Raw genomic sequence first — 17,719 nt, forward strand, 5'->3', positions numbered from 1 at the left:
TTTCTGTCTGTTAAAATGTATAATATAACAGTGTGTAATTTGGGTAGCACATTGATTACTTGATATAGCAGTGACACAGGTAGTAACACATGATAACTTTAAAACCTTCAAGAGAAGGGATTTATTATAACTATAGCCTAAGTGAAGGTGATCGTTGTGGAGGAAGCTGATTCGGTTCCGCAAATAGGTCAAGTTGTTCGAATTATGCAGGGACGCGAGACTGGCCAATATGCAGTAGTCATAAAAATAGTTGACGAACGGTATGTCTTACTAGCAGATGGGGAAAAACGTAAATATGATCGGCCAAAGAAAAAGAATTTACATCATATTGAAATTACGGATTATATATCCCCAGAAGTCCAAAACAGCCTTCTAGAAACTGGTCGTGTCACAAATGGGAAATTACGGTTTGCCGTAACTAAATTTGTCAATGAGGTTGTGACTGATTTGAAGAAGGGAGATCAACACGATGGCGAAAGACGATGTAATTGAAGTGGAAGGTACCGTAACGGAAACATTGCCAAATGCAATGTTTAATGTCGAGCTTGAAAATGGTCATACCGTTTTGGCTCATGTGTCTGGTAAAATTCGTATGCATTTCATTCGTATCTTACCCGGTGATAAAGTAACGGTAGAACTTTCACCATATGATTTAACCAGGGGACGGATTACGTACCGTTACAAGTAATAAGGAGCTCCGATATAAAAGGAGGTAAAGATGATGAAAGTAAGAGCATCTGTTAAACCAATTTGCGAGAAATGTAAAGTTATCAAACGCAAAGGTAAAGTAATGGTGATTTGTGAAAATCCTAAGCATAAACAAAAGCAAGGCTAACAGAGGTTAGATAGGATTAAAAAATTATAGGAGGTGCTAATTTTTATGGCACGTATTGCAGGTATAGATATCCCACGTGAAAAACGTGTAGTTATCGCGTTAACCTATATTTATGGTGTTGGGAAAACAACCGCAAAGGAAGTCCTTAAAGAAGCAGGCGTTTCAGAAGACACTCGTGTACGTGATCTTACAGAAGATGAGTTGGGACGAATTCGTAAAGCAATAGACGGATATACAATTGAAGGTGATCTTCGCCGTGAAGTTTCCCTGAACGTAAAACGTTTGATTGAAATCGGATCTTACCGGGGAATTCGTCATCGCCGTGGTTTGCCAGTACGCGGACAAAAAACGAAAAATAATTCCCGTACTCGTAAAGGCCCACGTCGTACAATTGCAAACAAGAAAAAATAAGTGAAGGAGGGTAATAGCAATGGCTCGTAAAACAAATACACGTAAACGTCGTGTGAAAAAGAATATTGATACGGGTGTGGCACATATCCGTTCGACATTTAATAATACAATTGTAACGATTACCGACGCCCAAGGTAATGCAATTGGCTGGAGTTCTGCAGGTGCTTTGGGTTTTAAAGGTTCTCGAAAATCAACACCATTCGCCGCTCAAATGGCAGCTGAAACGGCTGCAAAATCTGCTGTGGAAAATGGTATGAAAACACTGGAAGTAACGGTGAAAGGTCCAGGTGCAGGACGTGAAGCTGCAATCCGTTCACTTCAGGCAGCAGGATTAGAAGTTACAGCAATTCGCGATGTAACACCAGTTCCTCATAATGGCTGTCGCCCGCCAAAACGTCGTCGTGTGTAAATTTTACCGTATATAATTTGTCACCCTGTCTATAATGGGTTATGATGGCTAAAAGTGTAAGGATTCTTTTTATGAACTACCTTAACTGACAGCATCTCAGTTGACAAGAAGATACGAATAAGATAATAGTGCAGAAACGCCAACTGCCTATTTGAGGAATTTCGGTTAGACAGTGGAGTCTAACCGGGGTTTCGACGTTTTGAAGGAGGGTTTTATAGAATGATCGAAATTGAAAAACCAAAAATTGAAACGGTAGAGATCAGCGATGATGCCAAATTTGGAAAATTCGTCGTCGAACCGCTTGAACGTGGATATGGTACTACTCTAGGAAACTCCTTGCGTCGTATCCTATTATCCTCACTTCCAGGCGCTGCTGTAACGTCAGTTCAAATTGATGGTGCACTACACGAATTTTCAACAATCGATGGAGTTGTTGAAGATGTGACCACTATCATTTTGAATTTAAAAAAGCTTGCTTTAAAGATTTACTCTGACGATGAGAAGACATTAGAGATTGACGTGCAGGGAGAAGGAACAGTAACGGCTGCAGATCTGACATATGATAGTGATGTAGAAGTATTAAACCCGGATCTTCCTATTGCTACGGTAAGCAGTAAAGGGAACCTGCATATGAAAATCACTGCTGAACGTGGTCGAGGCTATCGGCCGGCAGACGCAAATAAACGTGATGATCAGCCGATTGGGGTTATTCCAATTGATTCGATCTTCACACCAGTATCACGCATCACATATCAAGTTGAAAATACCCGAGTAGGACAAGTTGCAAACTACGATAAATTAACACTGGATGTATCAACAGATGGAAGTATTCGCCCTGAAGAGGCTGTTTCATTGGGTGCCAAAATATTTACAGAGCATCTCAATATTTTTGTAGGATTAACTGATGAAGCACAAAATGCCGAGATCATGGTTGAAAAAGAGGAAGATCAGAAGGAAAAAGTAATGGAAATGACCATTGAAGAGCTTGATCTTTCTGTTCGATCCTATAACTGTTTGAAACGTGCCGGAATTAATACAGTCCAGGAGCTTGCAAATAAATCGGAAGAAGATATGATGAAAGTCCGTAACCTTGGTCGTAAATCACTGGAGGAAGTAAAAGTAAAACTAAGTGATTTAGGCTTGGGATTACGTAATGATGACTAATAGATAGGACATTTTTAGATTGGCATGTAGTTCTATGCAAAATGCTTACCTATCTATAGTTACCGGATATTAGTAGTTCCTAGCAACAGGAAAGGGAGGGATAGTCCATGGCTAGAAAACTAGGTCGCACAACAGACCATCGCATGGCATTACTTCGCAACCTTGCATCTGATTTAATTATTCATGAACGGATTGAAACAACGGAAGCAAAAGCGAAGGAATTAAAGTCAGTAGTTGAAAAAATGATTACACTCGGAAAACGCGGTGATCTTCATGCACGTCGCCAAGCTGCGGCATTTTTATACAATCAGGAAGCAAACGAAAGCGAAAATGTTGTTCAAAAACTTTTTGATGACGTAGCTGCACGTTACGAAGATCGCCAAGGTGGATATACACGCGTTCTTAAACTTGGTGAACGTCAAGGTGATGGCGCCAAAATGGCAATCATTGAACTTGTTTAATGCAAAATAAGAACGCTAAGGGCAGGACTGAATCTCTTCCACGAGGTGAATCCAAGCCCTTTTTTATTAGGAAAAGTGCAGCGGGCTTGCCCAGCGACGTATGGCATAGGCAAGAGACCGTAAAGCGCCCGGTTTTTGGCGCTTGGAGTGTCTATTACCTATGGCAGTAGTCGCTAGCCCACGCGCAACTAGATCATAAAAGGGCAGCGGGGCCGTTTAGCAACGGAGGGCAGGCAGCTATCGACCAAAACTAATGGATATCAACCTTAATAGGGCGAGTATCAACCGAATTTCTTCAATATTGACCCTGTGGTGCGAATATCAACCCAAATCATCAAGTCATCGACTGAATTGGACGAGATATCAACCAGATACCAATAAATATCAACATAGTTGGGTAAACATGATCAAAGTTTCCAAGGCGGAGATTACCCTTGTGTACAAAAATAAAATTAAATCAATAATAGATTGATCCTTCTATACATCTCCACTTACATTCCACAGATATATTATAGAGGAGGAGCCACATCATGGAGCGCCAGAGGATGATTGAGTTTAAAAATGTTTCCTTCCGATATGGGGAAGATGAACCATGGGTCTTAAAGAATTGCTCGTTCGTTGTTTATGAAAATGAGTGGCTGGCAATTATCGGGCATAATGGCTCGGGAAAATCAACGATCGCCAAATTAATGAATGGACTGTTATTTCCTCAAGAAGGAGAAATTGTTATTCATGGTAAGCCGGTAAATGAGGAAACCATTTGGGATATTCGAAAAGATGTTGGGATGGTTTTTCAAAATCCGGATAATCAATTTGTTGGGACAACTGTACAGGATGATGTAGCGTTTGGCATGGAAAACCGCGGGATACCGAGGGAAGAGATGGTAAAGCGGATTGATCGAAGTTTAACCGCTGTCGGGATGCAGGATTATCGCATGACGGAGCCACATCGCTTGTCAGGCGGGCAAAAGCAGCGGGTGGCAATTGCCGGAGTCTTGGCAGTTTCACCCAAGGCACTTATTTTGGATGAGGCTACGGCAATGCTTGATCCTCGGGGACGTAAAGAGATTATGAAGACTGTTTCAGCGGTTATGCGGGAAAATAAACTCTCCTTGATCACGATTACTCATGATTTACAGGAGGTAGTACAGGCTGAACGGGTCATTGTAATGAATCATGGCGTGATCTGGGATGAAACGACACCGCGGGAGATTTTTACAAAGCAGAAAGCATTACGGGAAATTGGACTGGATGTGCCATTTGTTGCTATATTAACAGATGAACTGAAGAAAAATGGAATGAACGTGACAAATGAACCCTTAAACCAAGAAGAACTGTTGGAGGAACTATGGACATTACATTCGAAAACGTAAGCTATATCTATCAAGAAGACAGTCCGTTTGCCCATAAGGCGATTGACGATTTATCATTTCATATTCCCTCGGGTTCATTTGTAGCCATTATCGGACATACCGGTTCTGGCAAATCAACGTTAATTCAGCACTTAAATGGATTGATTTTGCCAAGCGCCGGAACGGTAACGATAGGGGACTACCAGCTTACCCATGAGGAAAAGCCGAAAAACATCAAGCAATTGCGCAGTAAAGTTGGTGTAGTCTTTCAATACCCGGAACACCAATTATTTGAAGAAACAGTGGAAAAGGACATTGCTTTTGGGCCAAAGAATTTTGGTGTTTCAGAAGCAGAGGTCAGTCAGCGAATCAAGGAGATTGTTCCGGAGGTAGGTATACCTGAACCGTTGCTGAAGCGATCCCCGTTTGATTTAAGTGGTGGGCAAATGCGGAGAGTGGCGATTGCTGGTGTATTGGCCATGAAACCGGATGTGTTAGTCTTGGACGAACCGACAGCTGGTCTGGATCCGCGCGGGCAAAAAGAGATCATGAACATGTTTTATCAGCTGCATCAGCGTGCCGGGCTGTCAACGGTGCTTGTAACACATAGTATGGAAGATGCGGTCACATATGCCGATCATGTCATAATATTAAATAAAGGAAAGAAGTATATGGAGGGAAAACCAGAAGACGTCTTAACCCGGCAAACGGCATTGAATCGTGTACAGCTGGATGTTCCAGAAGCGGTACAATTTCTGAAACGCTTTTCGGATCGATTTGGTGTAGTGATTCCATTTCACCGGCAAACAACGGAAGAAATTGCTCAAGCCGTAGCACGCCATCTCAAAGGGGGACAAGTGTTAAATGAGTGATAAGTTAATTATTGGTCAATATGTCCCGGGAGATTCTCTTATTCACCGTTTGGATCCACGTACAAAAATTACGGTGATTTTTTTCTTTGTTATTATCGTATTTTTCGCAAATTCATTATACAGTTATTTGCTGCTTACGGCATTTGCGCTGGCTAGTGTTATCACAACCCGGATTCCGGTCAAGTTTATTATAAAGGGTTTAACGCCAGTCTGGTTCTTAATTATCTTTACGTTTCTGCTGCATTTATTTATCACGAAGGAAGGGACCGTTTTATTACAAATTTTTTCTTTCAAACTTTATTCAGGGGCGATTATCCAGGGAATTGCCATTTCAATGCGGTTCTTCTTGCTGATATTGGTAACATCATTATTAACATTGACAACAACACCGATTGAAATCACCGATGCAATTGAGGAGATGCTCCATCCGTTGAAAAAAATCAAATTCCCGGTTCATGAGCTAGCATTAATGATGTCGATCTCATTGCGATTTATTCCGACATTGATGCAGGAAACGGAAAAAATTTCACGTGCACAGGCATCGCGTGGGGTGGACTTTCGGACAGGTCCTGTAAAAGACCGTATTAAAGCAGTTGTTCCGCTGTTGGTGCCATTGTTTGTTAGTGCTTTTAAACGTGCAGAAGAACTGGCAATGGCGATGGAAGCACGCGGCTATCAAGGTGGAGAAGGCCGGACAAAATTGCGGGAATTAAGCATAAAACGGCGAGATATAGCTATTTATTTTTTATTTATTTGTGTGATTGCCGGATTATTTTTGACCAGAAATTATTCATAAGGGGGGCTGGATTCAGTTGAAAAAGCTTAAATGTACAATCAGTTATGATGGCAGTCATTTCAATGGTTTTCAAATCCAGCCAAACCAACGAACCATCCAAGGTGAGGTGGAACGGGTATTAACAAAGATACATAAAGGAAAACAGACCCGGTTGTATGCATCAGGACGAACCGATAAAGGGGTTCATGCCAAAGGGCAAACGATTCATTTTGAAACACCGCTGACAATTCCGGAAGCCAACTGGAAGCATGCGCTTAATACACTGCTGCCACAGGATATTTATGTGCGTGATGTCGAGACAGTGCCGGCGTCATTCCATGCTCGTTTTGATGTTGTGGGCAAGGAGTACCGCTATTATATTTTGAACGAACAGGAAACAGATGTTTTCAAGCGTAACTATGTTTATCAATATCCTTATGCGCTGGATATAGAAGCGATGCAGCAGGCTTGTGAATATTTTGAAGGGGAACATGACTTTACAACGTTTTCATCGGCAAAAGCTACCGCAAAAGGAAGTAAGGTACGTACGCTATATCAAGTGTTATGCACAAAGCATGTAAGCGAGATTGAATTTATTTTTCGGGGAAGCGGTTTTTTATATAATATGGTACGGATCCTGGTCGGAGTCTTGCTGGAAGTTGGCAGGGGAAGACTTCGCGCCGATGCTATACCGTATCTAATGGAACAAAGAGATCGCCGGCTTGCAGCAGATACGGTGCCGCCTCAGGGTTTGTATTTGTGGCAAGTGAAATACGGGGAATAAAATGGGGAAAAGCTTCACAGGGCTTGACATTCACCATGAGATTGGTATACTATGAGTTATGGCATTTTATTTCTAAAACCATGATTAGCCCCGGAAACTAATTATGTTAGATATAGGAATAACGGAAAACAATGAATTATGGAGGGAAACCATCATGCGCACAACTTTCATGGCGAATGAGAATAATATCGAACGCAAATGGCTTGTTGTGGATGCTGAAGGAGAGCGGTTAGGTCGCTTAGCTAGTGAAGTTGCTGCAATTCTTCGAGGAAAGCATAAACCAACTTACACGCCACATGCAGATACAGGTGACAATGTCATCATTATCAATGCGGAAAAAATAGAACTTACCGGTAACAAAATTACCGACAAAAAATATTACAATCACTCAGGTTATGTCGGTGGATTAAGAGAACGTAATGCATACGAAATGCGTACTAAATACCCTGAGCAAATGATCGAGCTGGCTGTTAAAGGTATGTTACCTAAAGGTTCGCTTGGCCGCAAAATGGGTAAAAAACTGCACGTATACAAAGGTTCTGAACACAAACACCAAGCACAAAAACCGGAAGAATACAAGCTTCGTGGATAATTAAGAGGAGGTTAATCAATTGGCACAAGTACAATACTATGGCACAGGACGTCGTAAGAAATCAACTGCACGTGTACGTTTAGTTCCAGGAACCGGCCGTGTTGTGATTAACGATCGTGATGCTAAAGACTATTTTCCATATGAAACACAATTATTAATTCTGAACCAACCACTTGTGGCTACGGAAACACAAGGCACATACGATGTGATGGTAAACGTTCATGGCGGTGGATTTACCGGTCAAGCTGGTGCTATCCGCCACGGTGTCGCCCGTGCACTTTTAAAGGCGGATCCGGAATACCGTAAATCATTGAAAGAAGAAGGATATCTTACTCGTGACCCACGTGCTAAAGAACGTAAAAAATACGGTCTTAAGAAAGCTCGTCGTGCACCACAATTTTCAAAACGTTAATCAATGTATATATGGAATTACAGCCCATTTTCTCTATCATGGAAATGGGCTGTTTTGCATTTCGTATTGGATATGTCCATGGTCGATATTATACGAATTCGGCTGATGTTCAGGTACAGAGGTCGATAATACCGCGAATCCGGTTGATACCCACGTTCCAAGGTCGATGATGCTGCGAATTGGTTGATGTTCCTGCATCAAGGTTGATATTCCCCGATTATAGTGATTACCCGCACTCCTGTGTTTGATGGACCTGTACTATTCCTCAATCTCGCCGTTTTCGGTCAACTTTTGTGGATGAGCCAGCTTATCCTGCCCACACTTGTCAGTTTTACTTTTATGGTGTTCGTGAACAGCAGGATGAGATTTCGTTTCTTTAAGCTTATTTGGTTTCTTTATTTGTTTGAAACAGAAGTCGATATGATATTCCTTATTGAGTACGACGATAGCAACGGGATAGGTAAGCACCTGGATGTTGAAACTACCCTGTTTGGGTGCTTTCACTTGATAATGAACAAAGACTGTCTGGTTACCAGAGGATGGTTTCACAAGCTCGATTTGTTTGACGGAAACACGATAACCACCTGTTGACTTTTGCCCCAGCTGAACAATGACATATGTTTTCCCGTTTACGAGAAATACCTTGTTTACTTCCTTCGTGCGCTCTTTTTCAAGCCAATTTTGCACCTGCTTTGGTGAATCATCTGCATGGATGGTTTGGAAAGATAGATCCGTTACTTCATCACCTGTATTTCTTTCTTTTTCATGCATAAAATCACCCCCCATATCCTCTTGTTTACAATTGGACGGCATAATAGTTGTTAAAACAGCAACAAAGACGTCTTAGCAACCTGCCATCCTTCCTTTATTGTATATATTCCACAAAGACTGCAGTCGCAAGCAAGCGATTTTTATCATATTTTTATCATACCATGTTACAATGTAATAGTGGATTATTTAACGTTAATTGTTACGGGTCTTTGTAAATAGCAGTGAAATAAACGGTATAATGGGAACGTCTTCGCAAAATGAACCAGTAACGTTCCTTGATTGGAAAATGATGATTACCGGCTGGGAATGGGTAATCATCTAGTAATGGAGGGGGTTAAAAGGTGAACATTGTTGGGATTTCCGGGACCATTACCGGCTCCAAAACCAGGATAGCCATGGATTATGTCATGAATCGGATACATGAACAATATCCTGATGCAGAAACAATTTTATTGGATTTGAAGGATCTGTCCATTGTGTTTAGCGATGGACGTAATTATATGGATTATGAGGGTGACACCAAATATGTGGCTGAAGCGATCATGGCAGCGGATGTATTGATCATTGGTACGCCAACTTTTCAGGCATCTATACCTGGTACATTGAAGAATGTGTTTGATTTATTGCCGTCCAATGCCTTTTTGGGCAAGGTTATCGGGATGGTGGTCACTGCAGGTTCGCCAAAACATTTTTTGATGTCCGAACAGCAGCTAAAACCAATTTTAGCCTATATGAAAGCAACCATCGTATCAACTTATGTCTTTATCGAGGAACAGGACTACCATCGCAAACAAATTATTAATGATGACGTTCTGTTTCGTCTGAATGATTTGGTAGATGATACAGTTGAAACGTTTCAGGCTATGGAAATCGTCAGGAAAAAGAAAGAAGATGCATACGGTTTTTGATAATGGGCGCGTAATATCGAAAAGACGAAAATTGATCGGGACAAAGAAGTATGTAATCAATGATTGTCTACATCGGTTGAACGCGCTTTAACCTTGTCCGAAATTAATTCCATTCTTTATATATCATTGTTCTCTATTATTTATGCGATGTTTTTCTTTAAAATGCATTCATTGATACATAATTTTTCTGATAGCTTGAAAGTTGTAGAGTTTTGTTAAATCTTAGGTTAAAATGGATCTATCTAACATGTTTAAATAAAAAGGGATGTATATCATGGTCTATCATCAAAATCTGCTAAAATTTTTCTTTTCCATGGATGACCATCTATACCGGATTCGTAAAGCGGAAACGGTGAATCATGTACGGAAATGGTGTCTGCTATTATGTTTGTTCAGCATCATTATTTATGGATGGATGGCTTCTTTGGGGATAGGTTCCGATTTTATATCGAGTACTCGGACCGGATTAAGTATGCAAGAATATGAATCAAGCAAACTGGATTTTGTTATTGGGCGCTGCGTGTATGCGGTTTTGCTGACTGCTGTTATATTATTTCTTTCCGCTCTATTGTTTTATGCAGTATTCGACATACCTTTTTGGCGGCTTTTGATCATGCAGCAGGCTGTTTTGTTCATCATGCTTCTCGAACGGATCGTTTGGGTGCCATTGATGCTGATTTGGGGTTTGGACTGGTATGTTTCCCCGCTATCGTTTGGAATTATTGCATCTTATTTAACCGGGAATAACTGGATAATCTTTTTCTTTGGCGCAATATCCATTGTCCAATTATGGATTATTTGGTTTCAGGTAAAATATTTACGTTTTATGTCATCTTATGGCAAAGGTAGAGTTTGGCTAATGGTTATTTTGCTGCACCTTTTCTATTGGATCGTTGCTGCTACAGTGGCATCAGTTGATAACCATTTGTTGAGAGGGTGGTTTGGATGAAGTGGAGACGGATCATCGGTATCGTTATTCTATTATTTATCATCTGTAACTGTATCTTGCTGGTTGTTGATAAGGACGAAAAAGTTGAACGAACATCATACATAAAAAATTGGACGAAAACAGCGAGCGCCAATATGTATGAACAGATAGATAAAAAAGGTGTGCTTGCTGCTGTGAACCAACATCACATATACTTTGATGACACCATGGGAGCTTTCGAGGAATTTTTGGTCGACGAGGGTGCTGAGGTCCATGAAGGTGATGCATTGTATACCTATAAGGTTGCCGATTTTGATGATACGAAAGCAACATTGGAGGCGGAAACAGACACGATAAATGAGGAAATTTCCGCAATTGAACAGGCGATGTCAGCTGTTTCGGCTTACCAGTTGCAAAATCCTGGTACAATGCCAAATAACAGTAGCCGAACAGAAGAGGACAATCAAGCAGAAAACAAAGATTCAGCAGAAATGAATCAAATAAAAACTGCTTCCTCAGTGACAGAAGCTGATTATTTAAAAGAACAATATCTTGCCGAAAAGAAAAAAGAACTTGAACAAAAACAAGCACGGCTGAAAAGTGTTCAAACCCAGTTAACTGATTTGCAAGCGAGCGGGGATACGATTACAGTGGATAGCCCATATACAGGAAATGTCACAGAACTGTCCGATTCATTGGGAAATCCAGTGATGACAATCGCCTCGACTGATGTACATGTCGAAGGTGAATTAACGGAAACGGAACGGATGAAATTTGAAAAGGGTATGCCCGCAGAGATAGCTATTTCAGAAAATAAGAAGAAGCTAAAAGGGACGATTGAGGAGATTAATGACAATCCGAAAACAGTCTCGCTGCATGGAAAGAGCATTTATCCATTTTATGTTTCTTTTACAGATCAAGGGGATATGAAGGATTTGCTGCCTGGGTATCATACAAAAGTATCGATTACAACAGATGAATCAAAAAATGCCACTGTTGTTCCAAATGATGCCTTATTTGGCCACGCGGTTTGGAAAATGACCCAGGGAGGGAAACTTGTCAAACAGCCAGTAACAACAGGCATTGAAATGAAGGGGAAAACTGAAGTAACAAAAGGTGCCAAACTTGGTGAATGGGTAGCGGGGGATCAACAGGCTCCGTTTCGTCATGGAACATCATTTATTACCCCATTACAACTGGATCAACTGAAATGGAAACAATTTGTTAAACAAAAAGATTGGAAAGAGGATTTCATTGCTGGATTGTTAACACGATAAAAACATATGATGTAAAAATAAGCCTTTATGGAAGAGGCTTATTTTTGTTTCCTGTCACCAGTCATAAATGCCAAACCTGTCCCATAAAATAGTCCAAGCAGAAGAATAAGGAGCGAATGAGATATGGGACGTGTTGGTAAAGTTGTGTGCTGGGGGGCAGGATTGGTACTGCTAGCCTTCTTAATTCAGTTTCCAATTCAAAAAACGGAAAACACCTGGAAAACATGGTCATTGCCCCTTGCCGGTAAAACGATTGTTATTGATCCTGGACATGGTGGCCCTGACGGAGGAGCCGAGGGGAAAGACAACACCCAGGAAAAAGATATTACCCTGAACGTCGCCAAAAAAGTGCGGAACTATTTGCAGCAATCAGGCGCACTTGTTTACCTAACCAGGGAAGAGGATATAGACCTGGCTGACAAGGGTACAAGTGGACTATCACGGAGGAAGTCGGAGGATATTCGCAAGCGGGTTGCTTTTATTCAGGAAAAACATGCCGACTTTTTTGTATCGATACATTTGAATGCCATCCCGTCATCCAGATGGCATGGTGCACAAACCTTTTACTACCCAAAATTTGAAGAGAGCAAGCATCTGGCTAAGATGATCCAGTCTGAAGTGATTCGTAATCTGGAAAACACAAACCGCACGCCTTTAGCACTCAATACGGTCTATTTATTAAAGCATGCCGGAGTTCCCGGTGCCTTGGTAGAACTTGGCTTTCTATCCAATGAACAGGAGCGGGAACAGTTAAAGCAGGATGACTATCAATTGAAAATGGCCGGCAGTATTTATGAAGGGATTTTACGGTATGCGACAGAGGATATGGAGGAAGGGGAAGATTAAATGGAGTGGGCGATGATGTGTGTTGATTGCGGAACTTGAAGAATCAGACCGGGAATGGGGATATCAAAAAGTGTGAGGATATCGCCTTGGCAATGGGATTTATCGACCAGAAAACGTGATATATCAATTGCAAATGTGAAGATATCAACCAATGGCATACGCGTTTCGACCTAAAGGTGTAAGGTATCGACCAAGAAGCATGTACTATCAACCCATTGGACAAGAATATCGACCGGGGTGCGGAAAATATCGACCAAATTGCAAGCTATATCGACCAAATCTGATAAAATATCAACCTGCCCAAAGAGGTGTGAATATTAATTAAATCAGTTCGCCGTTATATTAACAATGGAACTGATCAGCTGTGACCATCAACATGATTCATATCACTTAGATTTATGTTATACTAGCAAGTAATGACAGAATAACGTTCATGTTCTGTCGATGCTAGGAAAGGAATGGTGATTTACCGTGTTACAGAAGGAAGAAGTCATTCAGTTACTGAGCTCGGTTAAGGATCCTTTTTTACATAAAACACTGGAAGAAACGGGTGGTGTAAAAGAGGTTACCATAAAGGAAGAGAAGAAACATGTCAGTGTCAAATTGGCAATCGGGAAGACAAATACTGGCGAGCAAATGCAGCTGCAACAGCAAGTCGTCGGTATTTTGAAGAAGAATGGTGCCACTACAGTTGGACTGCGTTTTGAACAGTTGCCTGATGAGGTGATTCAGAAATTCCAGCCAGCTGCAGAAAAAGCGCAAGAGGCATCATTAATGGGTGGAAATTCCAATCCGAATTTTATCGCTATTTCCAGTGGTAAAGGGGGCGTTGGGAAATCGACTGTAACCGTTAACCTGGCGATTGCTTTACATCGTCTTGGCAAGAAGGTTGGCATTATCGATGCAGATATTTACGGATTTAGTGTCCCTGATATGATGGGAGTGGAGACACGTCCAGTCGTTCGCAATGAAAAAATCTACCCGGTTGAACGGATGGGTGTAAAAGTTATTTCCATGGGTTTCTTTGTAGAGGACAACTCCCCAATCATTTGGCGCGGACCAATGCTTGGGAAAATGTTAAATAGCTTTTTCAAGGAAGTGGAATGGGGCGATTTGGATTATTTGCTTCTTGATCTGCCACCGGGAACAGGGGATATTGCCATGGATGTGCATGAACTGTTACCGACTTGTAAGGAAGTCATTGTGACAACACCACATCCAACTGCAGCATTTGTAGCGGCTCGGGCAGGGCAAATGGCGATTAAAACAAATCACCAAATCCTGGGCGTTGTCGAAAATATGGCTTATTTTGAAAGTGAGAAAACCGGTGAAAAGGAATATGTATTCGGCCATGGTGGCGGTAAAAAGTTGGCAGAAGTATTAAAAACCAAAGTTCTTGGACAGCTGCCACTAAAACAGCCATATGAGGAAGAGGATGTATTTGCACCATCTGTATATCAGCAAGATCATCCACTTGGACAAGAATATCACCGGATGGCATCGAAAATTGTGGCTGAAGTGGAAGGGTAAAGCATTACAATTTATGTGATAAAAAAGAGGTGGCCGTTGAGTCTCACCTCTTTTTTATTTATCCAATTCCTTCTTCAGAGGCATTATCCCCTTTGTTGCCTTTATCCCCTTTTCCTTGTTTTTGCTGCCCTTGTTCCTCAGCAGCCTTTAACAGGGTTTCTGTCATTTTTGCCTGGAATGTTGGACTTTGCAATGTTTCTTTAACAGTGTCCTGCAAATGATCACGGAATTTCTGGCTTTGCATTACGTTTAGCATTTGCTCTTGCATTTGCGGATTTTTGAGGAGGCTTAGCATTTGCTTCTGATAATCGGGATCCTTCATGAGTTCCTTCATCAACTTTTGATGCTCGGTTGCCATTGATTTAGCAAAACTGTTCACAAATGTTGGATCACTAAAAAGCTTCTCCCACATCTGTTTCCCTTCATCAGAGACAAGCGCCTCATTAACCGCTTTTTTGACGGTATCATCCTGCATAACAAGCTGTTGTTTCATTTGTTCATCAGCCAATAATTCTTTAAGTGCTTTTTTTCCATCTTCCGTTTGTAATATATCTAAAACCATTTTCTTCGTTGTATCGTAGTCTGATTTCTGTACGGCAGAGCTTTGTCCGTCGCTACAGGCAGATAGGCTTAGGATGGCCAGCGCAGCAAAGGATATAAAAATTGCCCGAAGCATTTTAATCCTCCTTCCCTTACATACCCTTAATATGAGGAAAAAAGCAAGAAGTATGCACCTTGAGAAGGAAAAATACGTTGGTTCGTGATAAAATACAATTTAGTGGATGTTCAAAAGAGGATGTTCAAAGGGGAACTTCTCTCTACAAGCGTCACGTCCTGTATAAGTCAATGATTGGCGCAAATCGATGCAATGTTAAAAATACATAGCTTAAAAACGGCAGGAGGATTCAGATTGAATAGTCGTAAATGGGTAAGGCTGTTTTTTACCACACTGGCATTAGGTGGTGCAGCTGGATTAATAACCAGCTTCTTTGTAAAAACGGCTTCTTATGCAGAATGGTTAAACCCGTTTGATTTCTTTGATTTATTGGGTGTGCTCATCTTTTTTATTGGCCTTGGATTTGTATTTAGTCTTGTTAGCCAGACGGGGTTTTTTGCGTATTTGTTTATTAACCAGTTCGGCCTGGGAATATTCCGGACGTTTTGGCCAACTGTACAAGTACTGCTAATTGCGTTTGTTGTCTTTGATTTGGTTTATTTCCCTTATAATGCCTCAGATGGCAATGGGTCACTAATTACATATATTGGTATAGCAGCTGCAATACTTGTGTATGGATGGATCATTGCAAAGATCAAGGCAAAGCAAACCAATCAGCGAGCATTTATCCCGGCATTATTCCTTATGGTTGTCATGACAACAGTGGAATGGGTTCCCGGGCTTAGGACAAGCGGTATGGATTACGCATGGTTGATGATTGTTCCTTTATTAGTTTGTAACACATACCAGTTATTAATTCTGCACCACATTAATAAGCCGGATCACAAGCAGGTATCGAGTACCAAACAACCATCAAGGAATACCAGCGCAAAAGCCGGCAAAAAGGGAAGTAAAAAAGCATAATTTAATGATTAGAAACGAAGGCTATTCCAGATGGATGCCTTCGCTTTCTATTTTGACGAAGTAGACAATGGCGTTCTCAGGTTTGGGACGTTTCCTCTATCCAATGGTCTTCCTTCCATAGCGTTACTTTTCGTCTACTCGATTGGTTTCGATTTGGCATGTGCCTGATTAATGAACTCGGATATGGTTACAAAGTGGAATCCTTTATTTTTTAATCCGGGTAAAATGGTTTTTAATGCTTCATTCGTTTGTTTAACGGAGTCCGACGCATGTAATAAAATAACATCACCGTTAGAAGTCTGCTTCATAACAAAATCAGTAATAGCCTCCGTTCCAGGGTTTTTCCAGTCATTTGGATTTACATTCCAGTGGACCACTGTAAGACCAAGGTTTTCCGCCAGTTTAATGATCTCTTTGTCAAATTGACCACTTGGTGGACGTACAAGATTGATGTCATCGAGACCTAGCTTCTGGAATACTTCTTTCGCATGCAACAAATCCTTTTTCACCTGTTCAGGTTTTTGGTTGAGGTAGCTTTTATAACGGTAGCCAAGCATGCCAAGTTCATGTTTACCATCAGTGATTTCTTCAAGTATTTCCGGGTGTCTCTCCGCCCATTCGCCACTCACAAAAAAAGTAGCTTGTACATTTTCTTCCTTTAAACGTTCTAAAATAGCATGTATCTTTTTTTCACCCCAGCTAATGTCAAATGTTAAGGCGATGTTTGCCTCATCTTTATTACCTTTTGATAATGCTGCAGTTTGCTTTTCATGGGAAAAAATTGAAAATGTTCCATCGCGTTCAAACCATACAAAGGTTGCGGTGAATAAGGCAAGTAAAACGATAACCGTCCAACTTTTCCACTTCAAATGGAAGGTGTAAAAATGGCCCATAGTAGTCCTCCTAAAACTTCTTTATACCAGTTTATGAATGAAACATCATAATATGAACAAGCTAGGAAACAAGGTGATTTTTTCCGGAAATACATATTTATTAATTGCTGACTAGTGAAGAAGTGCACAGAAAACCGACAAAATCTAATATGGGTTTCGAATACATGTGGGTAATCATGTAACAAGTACATAAAAACAATAAAGTTCGGCAAAGGTCTTGGGCGCTGGAGCCGGGTTGGCCTGCTTTGGCAAGAACAGAGCTTAAATTTATACTTATCAAATAAAACTTGGCAACAGATTAAATTAAGCAGATAAAGTTTGGAGTGACGGCAATGTTAGGGTTATTAATTAATGATATTGAACAAAAGGAAATGGAATATTTACTAAAACGCGAACTGGAAGAATTACTCATGGATTTTGAAGATCATCGCATTGATCATTTGGTGAAACGGGCAATGCGTGAGCGGTATCGGATTCTCTTTCAACTGCTTCGTCGTGTTGCAAGTGAACAAGAATGTCTCAAATATATACTGAAGCGAACGGAGAATGAATAAATGGATGTTCGTTATTGATGAGCAATGGCAAAAGCTGTTGTTCATTTATTTTTAGTTTTAGGTTTTATCCTTGGTATCATATCGGCGATCTTTTACAGCCTTGTTTCTTCTGTAATAAAAAATTGTAACTTTCTTAGGGAAACTTGTTGAAATATAATAATGTATATGCTATATTAATATCTGTTGTCAGGAAAGCCCAAATACAATTCAAATGGTTCGTTAAAAATTATTTAAAAAAACTATTGACTTTATGCGGGGATCTTGATAGAATATAACTTGTCGCTAAAACGACAACGGAAAAAATTGCTCTTTGAAAACTGAACAAAACAACCAGTATGTAACAGATGTCAGAGGTTGAGGTTAGAA

25 protein-coding genes are annotated in these 17,719 nt (G+C 40.8%); 20 read left to right on the forward strand and 5 right to left on the reverse strand.

Features of this window, described 5'->3' with window-relative positions; translation table 11 throughout:
* The first annotated feature begins 156 nt into the window (after window positions 1-156).
* The 13 genes from ABRT01_RS10035 (at window position 157) to rpsI (ending at window position 8,067) form a co-directional block, all read left to right on the forward strand.
* Window positions 157-492 (forward strand): KOW domain-containing RNA-binding protein, encoded by a 336-nt coding sequence (locus ABRT01_RS10035; RefSeq protein ID WP_269412414.1) that lies wholly within the window; start codon window positions 157-159, stop codon window positions 490-492.
* On the forward strand, window positions 470-688 hold the full coding sequence (gene infA / locus ABRT01_RS10040) for a translation initiation factor IF-1 (protein ID WP_010095735.1): 219 nt from the start codon (window positions 470-472) through the stop codon (window positions 686-688). Before ABRT01_RS10035 ends, infA begins: the two co-directional genes overlap by 23 nt.
* Before the next feature lie 33 nt (window positions 689-721).
* On the forward strand, window positions 722-835 hold the full coding sequence (rpmJ, locus tag ABRT01_RS10045; protein ID WP_010095733.1) for a 50S ribosomal protein L36: 114 nt from the start codon (window positions 722-724) through the stop codon (window positions 833-835).
* 45 nt (window positions 836-880) lie between these two features.
* Window positions 881-1,246, forward strand: coding sequence for a 30S ribosomal protein S13 (gene rpsM / locus ABRT01_RS10050; protein WP_269410900.1), 366 nt, complete (start codon window positions 881-883; stop codon window positions 1,244-1,246).
* Between the two features lie 19 nt (window positions 1,247-1,265).
* Complete coding sequence (gene rpsK, locus ABRT01_RS10055; protein WP_269410901.1) at window positions 1,266-1,655, forward strand: 30S ribosomal protein S11; 390 nt, start codon at window positions 1,266-1,268, stop codon at window positions 1,653-1,655.
* A gap of 219 nt (window positions 1,656-1,874) precedes the next feature.
* Entirely contained in the window at window positions 1,875-2,819 is a 945-nt protein-coding gene (locus tag ABRT01_RS10060) for a DNA-directed RNA polymerase subunit alpha (RefSeq protein ID WP_269410902.1), read from the forward strand.
* A gap of 107 nt (window positions 2,820-2,926) precedes the next feature.
* Window positions 2,927-3,280 (forward strand): 50S ribosomal protein L17, encoded by a 354-nt coding sequence (rplQ, locus tag ABRT01_RS10065; protein WP_269410903.1) that lies wholly within the window; start codon window positions 2,927-2,929, stop codon window positions 3,278-3,280.
* Window positions 3,281-3,810: 530 nt separating this feature from the next.
* Complete coding sequence (locus tag ABRT01_RS10070) at window positions 3,811-4,653, forward strand: energy-coupling factor ABC transporter ATP-binding protein (RefSeq protein ID WP_367746989.1); 843 nt, start codon at window positions 3,811-3,813, stop codon at window positions 4,651-4,653.
* Entirely contained in the window at window positions 4,629-5,504 is an 876-nt protein-coding gene (locus ABRT01_RS10075; RefSeq protein WP_367746991.1) for an energy-coupling factor ABC transporter ATP-binding protein, read from the forward strand. The genes ABRT01_RS10070 and ABRT01_RS10075 overlap by 25 nt, the downstream gene beginning before the upstream one ends.
* Window positions 5,497-6,300 carry an energy-coupling factor transporter transmembrane component T family protein gene (locus ABRT01_RS10080; RefSeq protein WP_269410906.1) on the forward strand — a complete coding sequence of 268 codons (804 nt, stop codon included), beginning with the start codon at window positions 5,497-5,499 and terminating at the stop codon, window positions 6,298-6,300. Before ABRT01_RS10075 ends, ABRT01_RS10080 begins: the two co-directional genes overlap by 8 nt.
* A gap of 16 nt (window positions 6,301-6,316) precedes the next feature.
* Entirely contained in the window at window positions 6,317-7,063 is a 747-nt protein-coding gene (gene truA / locus ABRT01_RS10085; protein WP_269410907.1) for a tRNA pseudouridine(38-40) synthase TruA, read from the forward strand.
* Window positions 7,064-7,217: 154 nt separating this feature from the next.
* On the forward strand, window positions 7,218-7,655 hold the full coding sequence (rplM, locus tag ABRT01_RS10090; RefSeq protein WP_269410908.1) for a 50S ribosomal protein L13: 438 nt from the start codon (window positions 7,218-7,220) through the stop codon (window positions 7,653-7,655).
* 19 nt (window positions 7,656-7,674) lie between these two features.
* The gene (gene rpsI, locus ABRT01_RS10095; protein WP_269410909.1) at window positions 7,675-8,067 is read left to right on the forward strand and encodes a 30S ribosomal protein S9; all 393 of its coding nucleotides are present in this window, start codon (window positions 7,675-7,677) and stop codon (window positions 8,065-8,067) included.
* A 36-nt stretch (window positions 8,068-8,103) separates the two neighbouring features.
* On the opposite strand, the gene ABRT01_RS10100 is transcribed toward rpsI, so the two are convergent.
* Both ABRT01_RS10100 and ABRT01_RS10105 read right to left on the reverse strand, forming a co-directional pair.
* Window positions 8,104-8,265, reverse strand: a complete 162-nt coding sequence (locus ABRT01_RS10100) for a hypothetical protein (protein ID WP_269410910.1) — start codon at window positions 8,263-8,265, stop codon at window positions 8,104-8,106.
* Window positions 8,266-8,325: 60 nt separating this feature from the next.
* Entirely contained in the window at window positions 8,326-8,838 is a 513-nt protein-coding gene (locus tag ABRT01_RS10105) for a protease complex subunit PrcB family protein (RefSeq protein WP_269410911.1), read from the reverse strand.
* A 341-nt stretch (window positions 8,839-9,179) separates the two neighbouring features.
* On the opposite strand from ABRT01_RS10105, the gene ABRT01_RS10110 reads away from it, so the two are divergent.
* The 4 genes from ABRT01_RS10110 (at window position 9,180) to cwlD (ending at window position 12,797) form a co-directional block, all read left to right on the forward strand.
* Entirely contained in the window at window positions 9,180-9,746 is a 567-nt protein-coding gene (locus ABRT01_RS10110) for an NADPH-dependent FMN reductase (RefSeq protein WP_269410912.1), read from the forward strand.
* Between the two features lie 274 nt (window positions 9,747-10,020).
* Window positions 10,021-10,695 (forward strand): hypothetical protein, encoded by a 675-nt coding sequence (locus ABRT01_RS10115; protein ID WP_269410913.1) that lies wholly within the window; start codon window positions 10,021-10,023, stop codon window positions 10,693-10,695.
* A complete protein-coding gene (locus tag ABRT01_RS10120) occupies window positions 10,692-11,951 on the forward strand; it encodes an efflux RND transporter periplasmic adaptor subunit (RefSeq protein WP_269410914.1) in 1,260 nt (419 codons plus the stop codon). Before ABRT01_RS10115 ends, ABRT01_RS10120 begins: the two co-directional genes overlap by 4 nt.
* 123 nt (window positions 11,952-12,074) lie before the next feature.
* Window positions 12,075-12,797: an N-acetylmuramoyl-L-alanine amidase CwlD gene (gene cwlD, locus ABRT01_RS10125; protein ID WP_269410915.1), complete on the forward strand. Its 723-nt coding sequence runs from the start codon at window positions 12,075-12,077 to the stop codon at window positions 12,795-12,797.
* On the opposite strand, the gene ABRT01_RS10130 is transcribed toward cwlD, so the two are convergent.
* On the reverse strand, window positions 12,794-12,955 hold the full coding sequence (locus ABRT01_RS10130) for a hypothetical protein (protein WP_269410916.1): 162 nt from the start codon (window positions 12,953-12,955) through the stop codon (window positions 12,794-12,796). The two genes, cwlD and ABRT01_RS10130, sit on opposite strands and share 4 nt — an antisense overlap.
* 313 nt (window positions 12,956-13,268) lie before the next feature.
* Between ABRT01_RS10130 and ABRT01_RS10135 the strand changes: the two genes are divergently transcribed.
* Window positions 13,269-14,327: an Mrp/NBP35 family ATP-binding protein gene (locus tag ABRT01_RS10135; protein WP_367746997.1), complete on the forward strand. Its 1,059-nt coding sequence runs from the start codon at window positions 13,269-13,271 to the stop codon at window positions 14,325-14,327.
* Between the two features lie 58 nt (window positions 14,328-14,385).
* Here the strand turns inward: ABRT01_RS10135 and gerD are convergent, their stop codons facing one another.
* Window positions 14,386-15,003 (reverse strand): spore germination lipoprotein GerD, encoded by a 618-nt coding sequence (gerD, locus tag ABRT01_RS10140; protein WP_269410918.1) that lies wholly within the window; start codon window positions 15,001-15,003, stop codon window positions 14,386-14,388.
* Window positions 15,004-15,237: 234 nt separating this feature from the next.
* Between gerD and ABRT01_RS10145 the strand changes: the two genes are divergently transcribed.
* A complete protein-coding gene (locus ABRT01_RS10145; protein ID WP_269410919.1) occupies window positions 15,238-15,906 on the forward strand; it encodes a KinB-signaling pathway activation protein in 669 nt (222 codons plus the stop codon).
* Between the two features lie 134 nt (window positions 15,907-16,040).
* On the opposite strand, the gene pdaB is transcribed toward ABRT01_RS10145, so the two are convergent.
* A complete protein-coding gene (pdaB, locus tag ABRT01_RS10150) occupies window positions 16,041-16,799 on the reverse strand; it encodes a polysaccharide deacetylase family sporulation protein PdaB (protein WP_269410920.1) in 759 nt (252 codons plus the stop codon).
* 332 nt (window positions 16,800-17,131) lie between these two features.
* Between pdaB and ABRT01_RS10155 the strand changes: the two genes are divergently transcribed.
* Window positions 17,132-17,353: a hypothetical protein gene (locus ABRT01_RS10155; RefSeq protein WP_269410921.1), complete on the forward strand. Its 222-nt coding sequence runs from the start codon at window positions 17,132-17,134 to the stop codon at window positions 17,351-17,353.
* Window positions 17,354-17,719: the final 366 nt, after the last annotated feature.

Source organism: Lentibacillus sp. L22 (genome assembly GCF_040812445.1).
Classification (GTDB): Bacteria; Bacillota; Bacilli; order Bacillales; family Amphibacillaceae; genus Lentibacillus_C; species Lentibacillus_C daqui.

Excerpts from the sequence above, each read along its gene's own strand:
- infA (WP_010095735.1), top strand. The coding sequence starts at position 470 with ATGGCGAAAGACGATGTAATTGAAGTGGAAGGTACCGTAACGGAAACA.
- rpmJ (WP_010095733.1), top strand. The coding sequence starts at position 722 with ATGAAAGTAAGAGCATCTGTTAAACCAATTTGCGAGAAATGTAAAGTT.
- rpsM (WP_269410900.1), top strand. The coding sequence starts at position 881 with ATGGCACGTATTGCAGGTATAGATATCCCACGTGAAAAACGTGTAGTT.
- rpsK (WP_269410901.1), top strand. The coding sequence starts at position 1,266 with ATGGCTCGTAAAACAAATACACGTAAACGTCGTGTGAAAAAGAATATT.
- ABRT01_RS10060 (WP_269410902.1), top strand. The coding sequence starts at position 1,875 with ATGATCGAAATTGAAAAACCAAAAATTGAAACGGTAGAGATCAGCGAT.
- rplQ (WP_269410903.1), top strand. The coding sequence starts at position 2,927 with ATGGCTAGAAAACTAGGTCGCACAACAGACCATCGCATGGCATTACTT.
- ABRT01_RS10070 (WP_367746989.1), top strand. The coding sequence starts at position 3,811 with ATGGAGCGCCAGAGGATGATTGAGTTTAAAAATGTTTCCTTCCGATAT.
- ABRT01_RS10075 (WP_367746991.1), top strand. The coding sequence starts at position 4,629 with ATGGACATTACATTCGAAAACGTAAGCTATATCTATCAAGAAGACAGT.
- ABRT01_RS10080 (WP_269410906.1), top strand. The coding sequence starts at position 5,497 with ATGAGTGATAAGTTAATTATTGGTCAATATGTCCCGGGAGATTCTCTT.
- rplM (WP_269410908.1), top strand. The coding sequence starts at position 7,218 with ATGCGCACAACTTTCATGGCGAATGAGAATAATATCGAACGCAAATGG.
- ABRT01_RS10100 (WP_269410910.1), bottom strand. The coding sequence starts at position 8,265 with ATGCAGGAACATCAACCAATTCGCAGCATCATCGACCTTGGAACGTGG.
- ABRT01_RS10105 (WP_269410911.1), bottom strand. The coding sequence starts at position 8,838 with ATGCATGAAAAAGAAAGAAATACAGGTGATGAAGTAACGGATCTATCT.
- ABRT01_RS10115 (WP_269410913.1), top strand. The coding sequence starts at position 10,021 with ATGGTCTATCATCAAAATCTGCTAAAATTTTTCTTTTCCATGGATGAC.
- ABRT01_RS10120 (WP_269410914.1), top strand. The coding sequence starts at position 10,692 with ATGAAGTGGAGACGGATCATCGGTATCGTTATTCTATTATTTATCATC.
- cwlD (WP_269410915.1), top strand. The coding sequence starts at position 12,075 with ATGGGACGTGTTGGTAAAGTTGTGTGCTGGGGGGCAGGATTGGTACTG.
- ABRT01_RS10130 (WP_269410916.1), bottom strand. The coding sequence starts at position 12,955 with ATGCCATTGGTTGATATCTTCACATTTGCAATTGATATATCACGTTTT.
- gerD (WP_269410918.1), bottom strand. The coding sequence starts at position 15,003 with ATGCTTCGGGCAATTTTTATATCCTTTGCTGCGCTGGCCATCCTAAGC.
- pdaB (WP_269410920.1), bottom strand. The coding sequence starts at position 16,799 with ATGGGCCATTTTTACACCTTCCATTTGAAGTGGAAAAGTTGGACGGTT.
- ABRT01_RS10155 (WP_269410921.1), top strand. The coding sequence starts at position 17,132 with ATGTTAGGGTTATTAATTAATGATATTGAACAAAAGGAAATGGAATAT.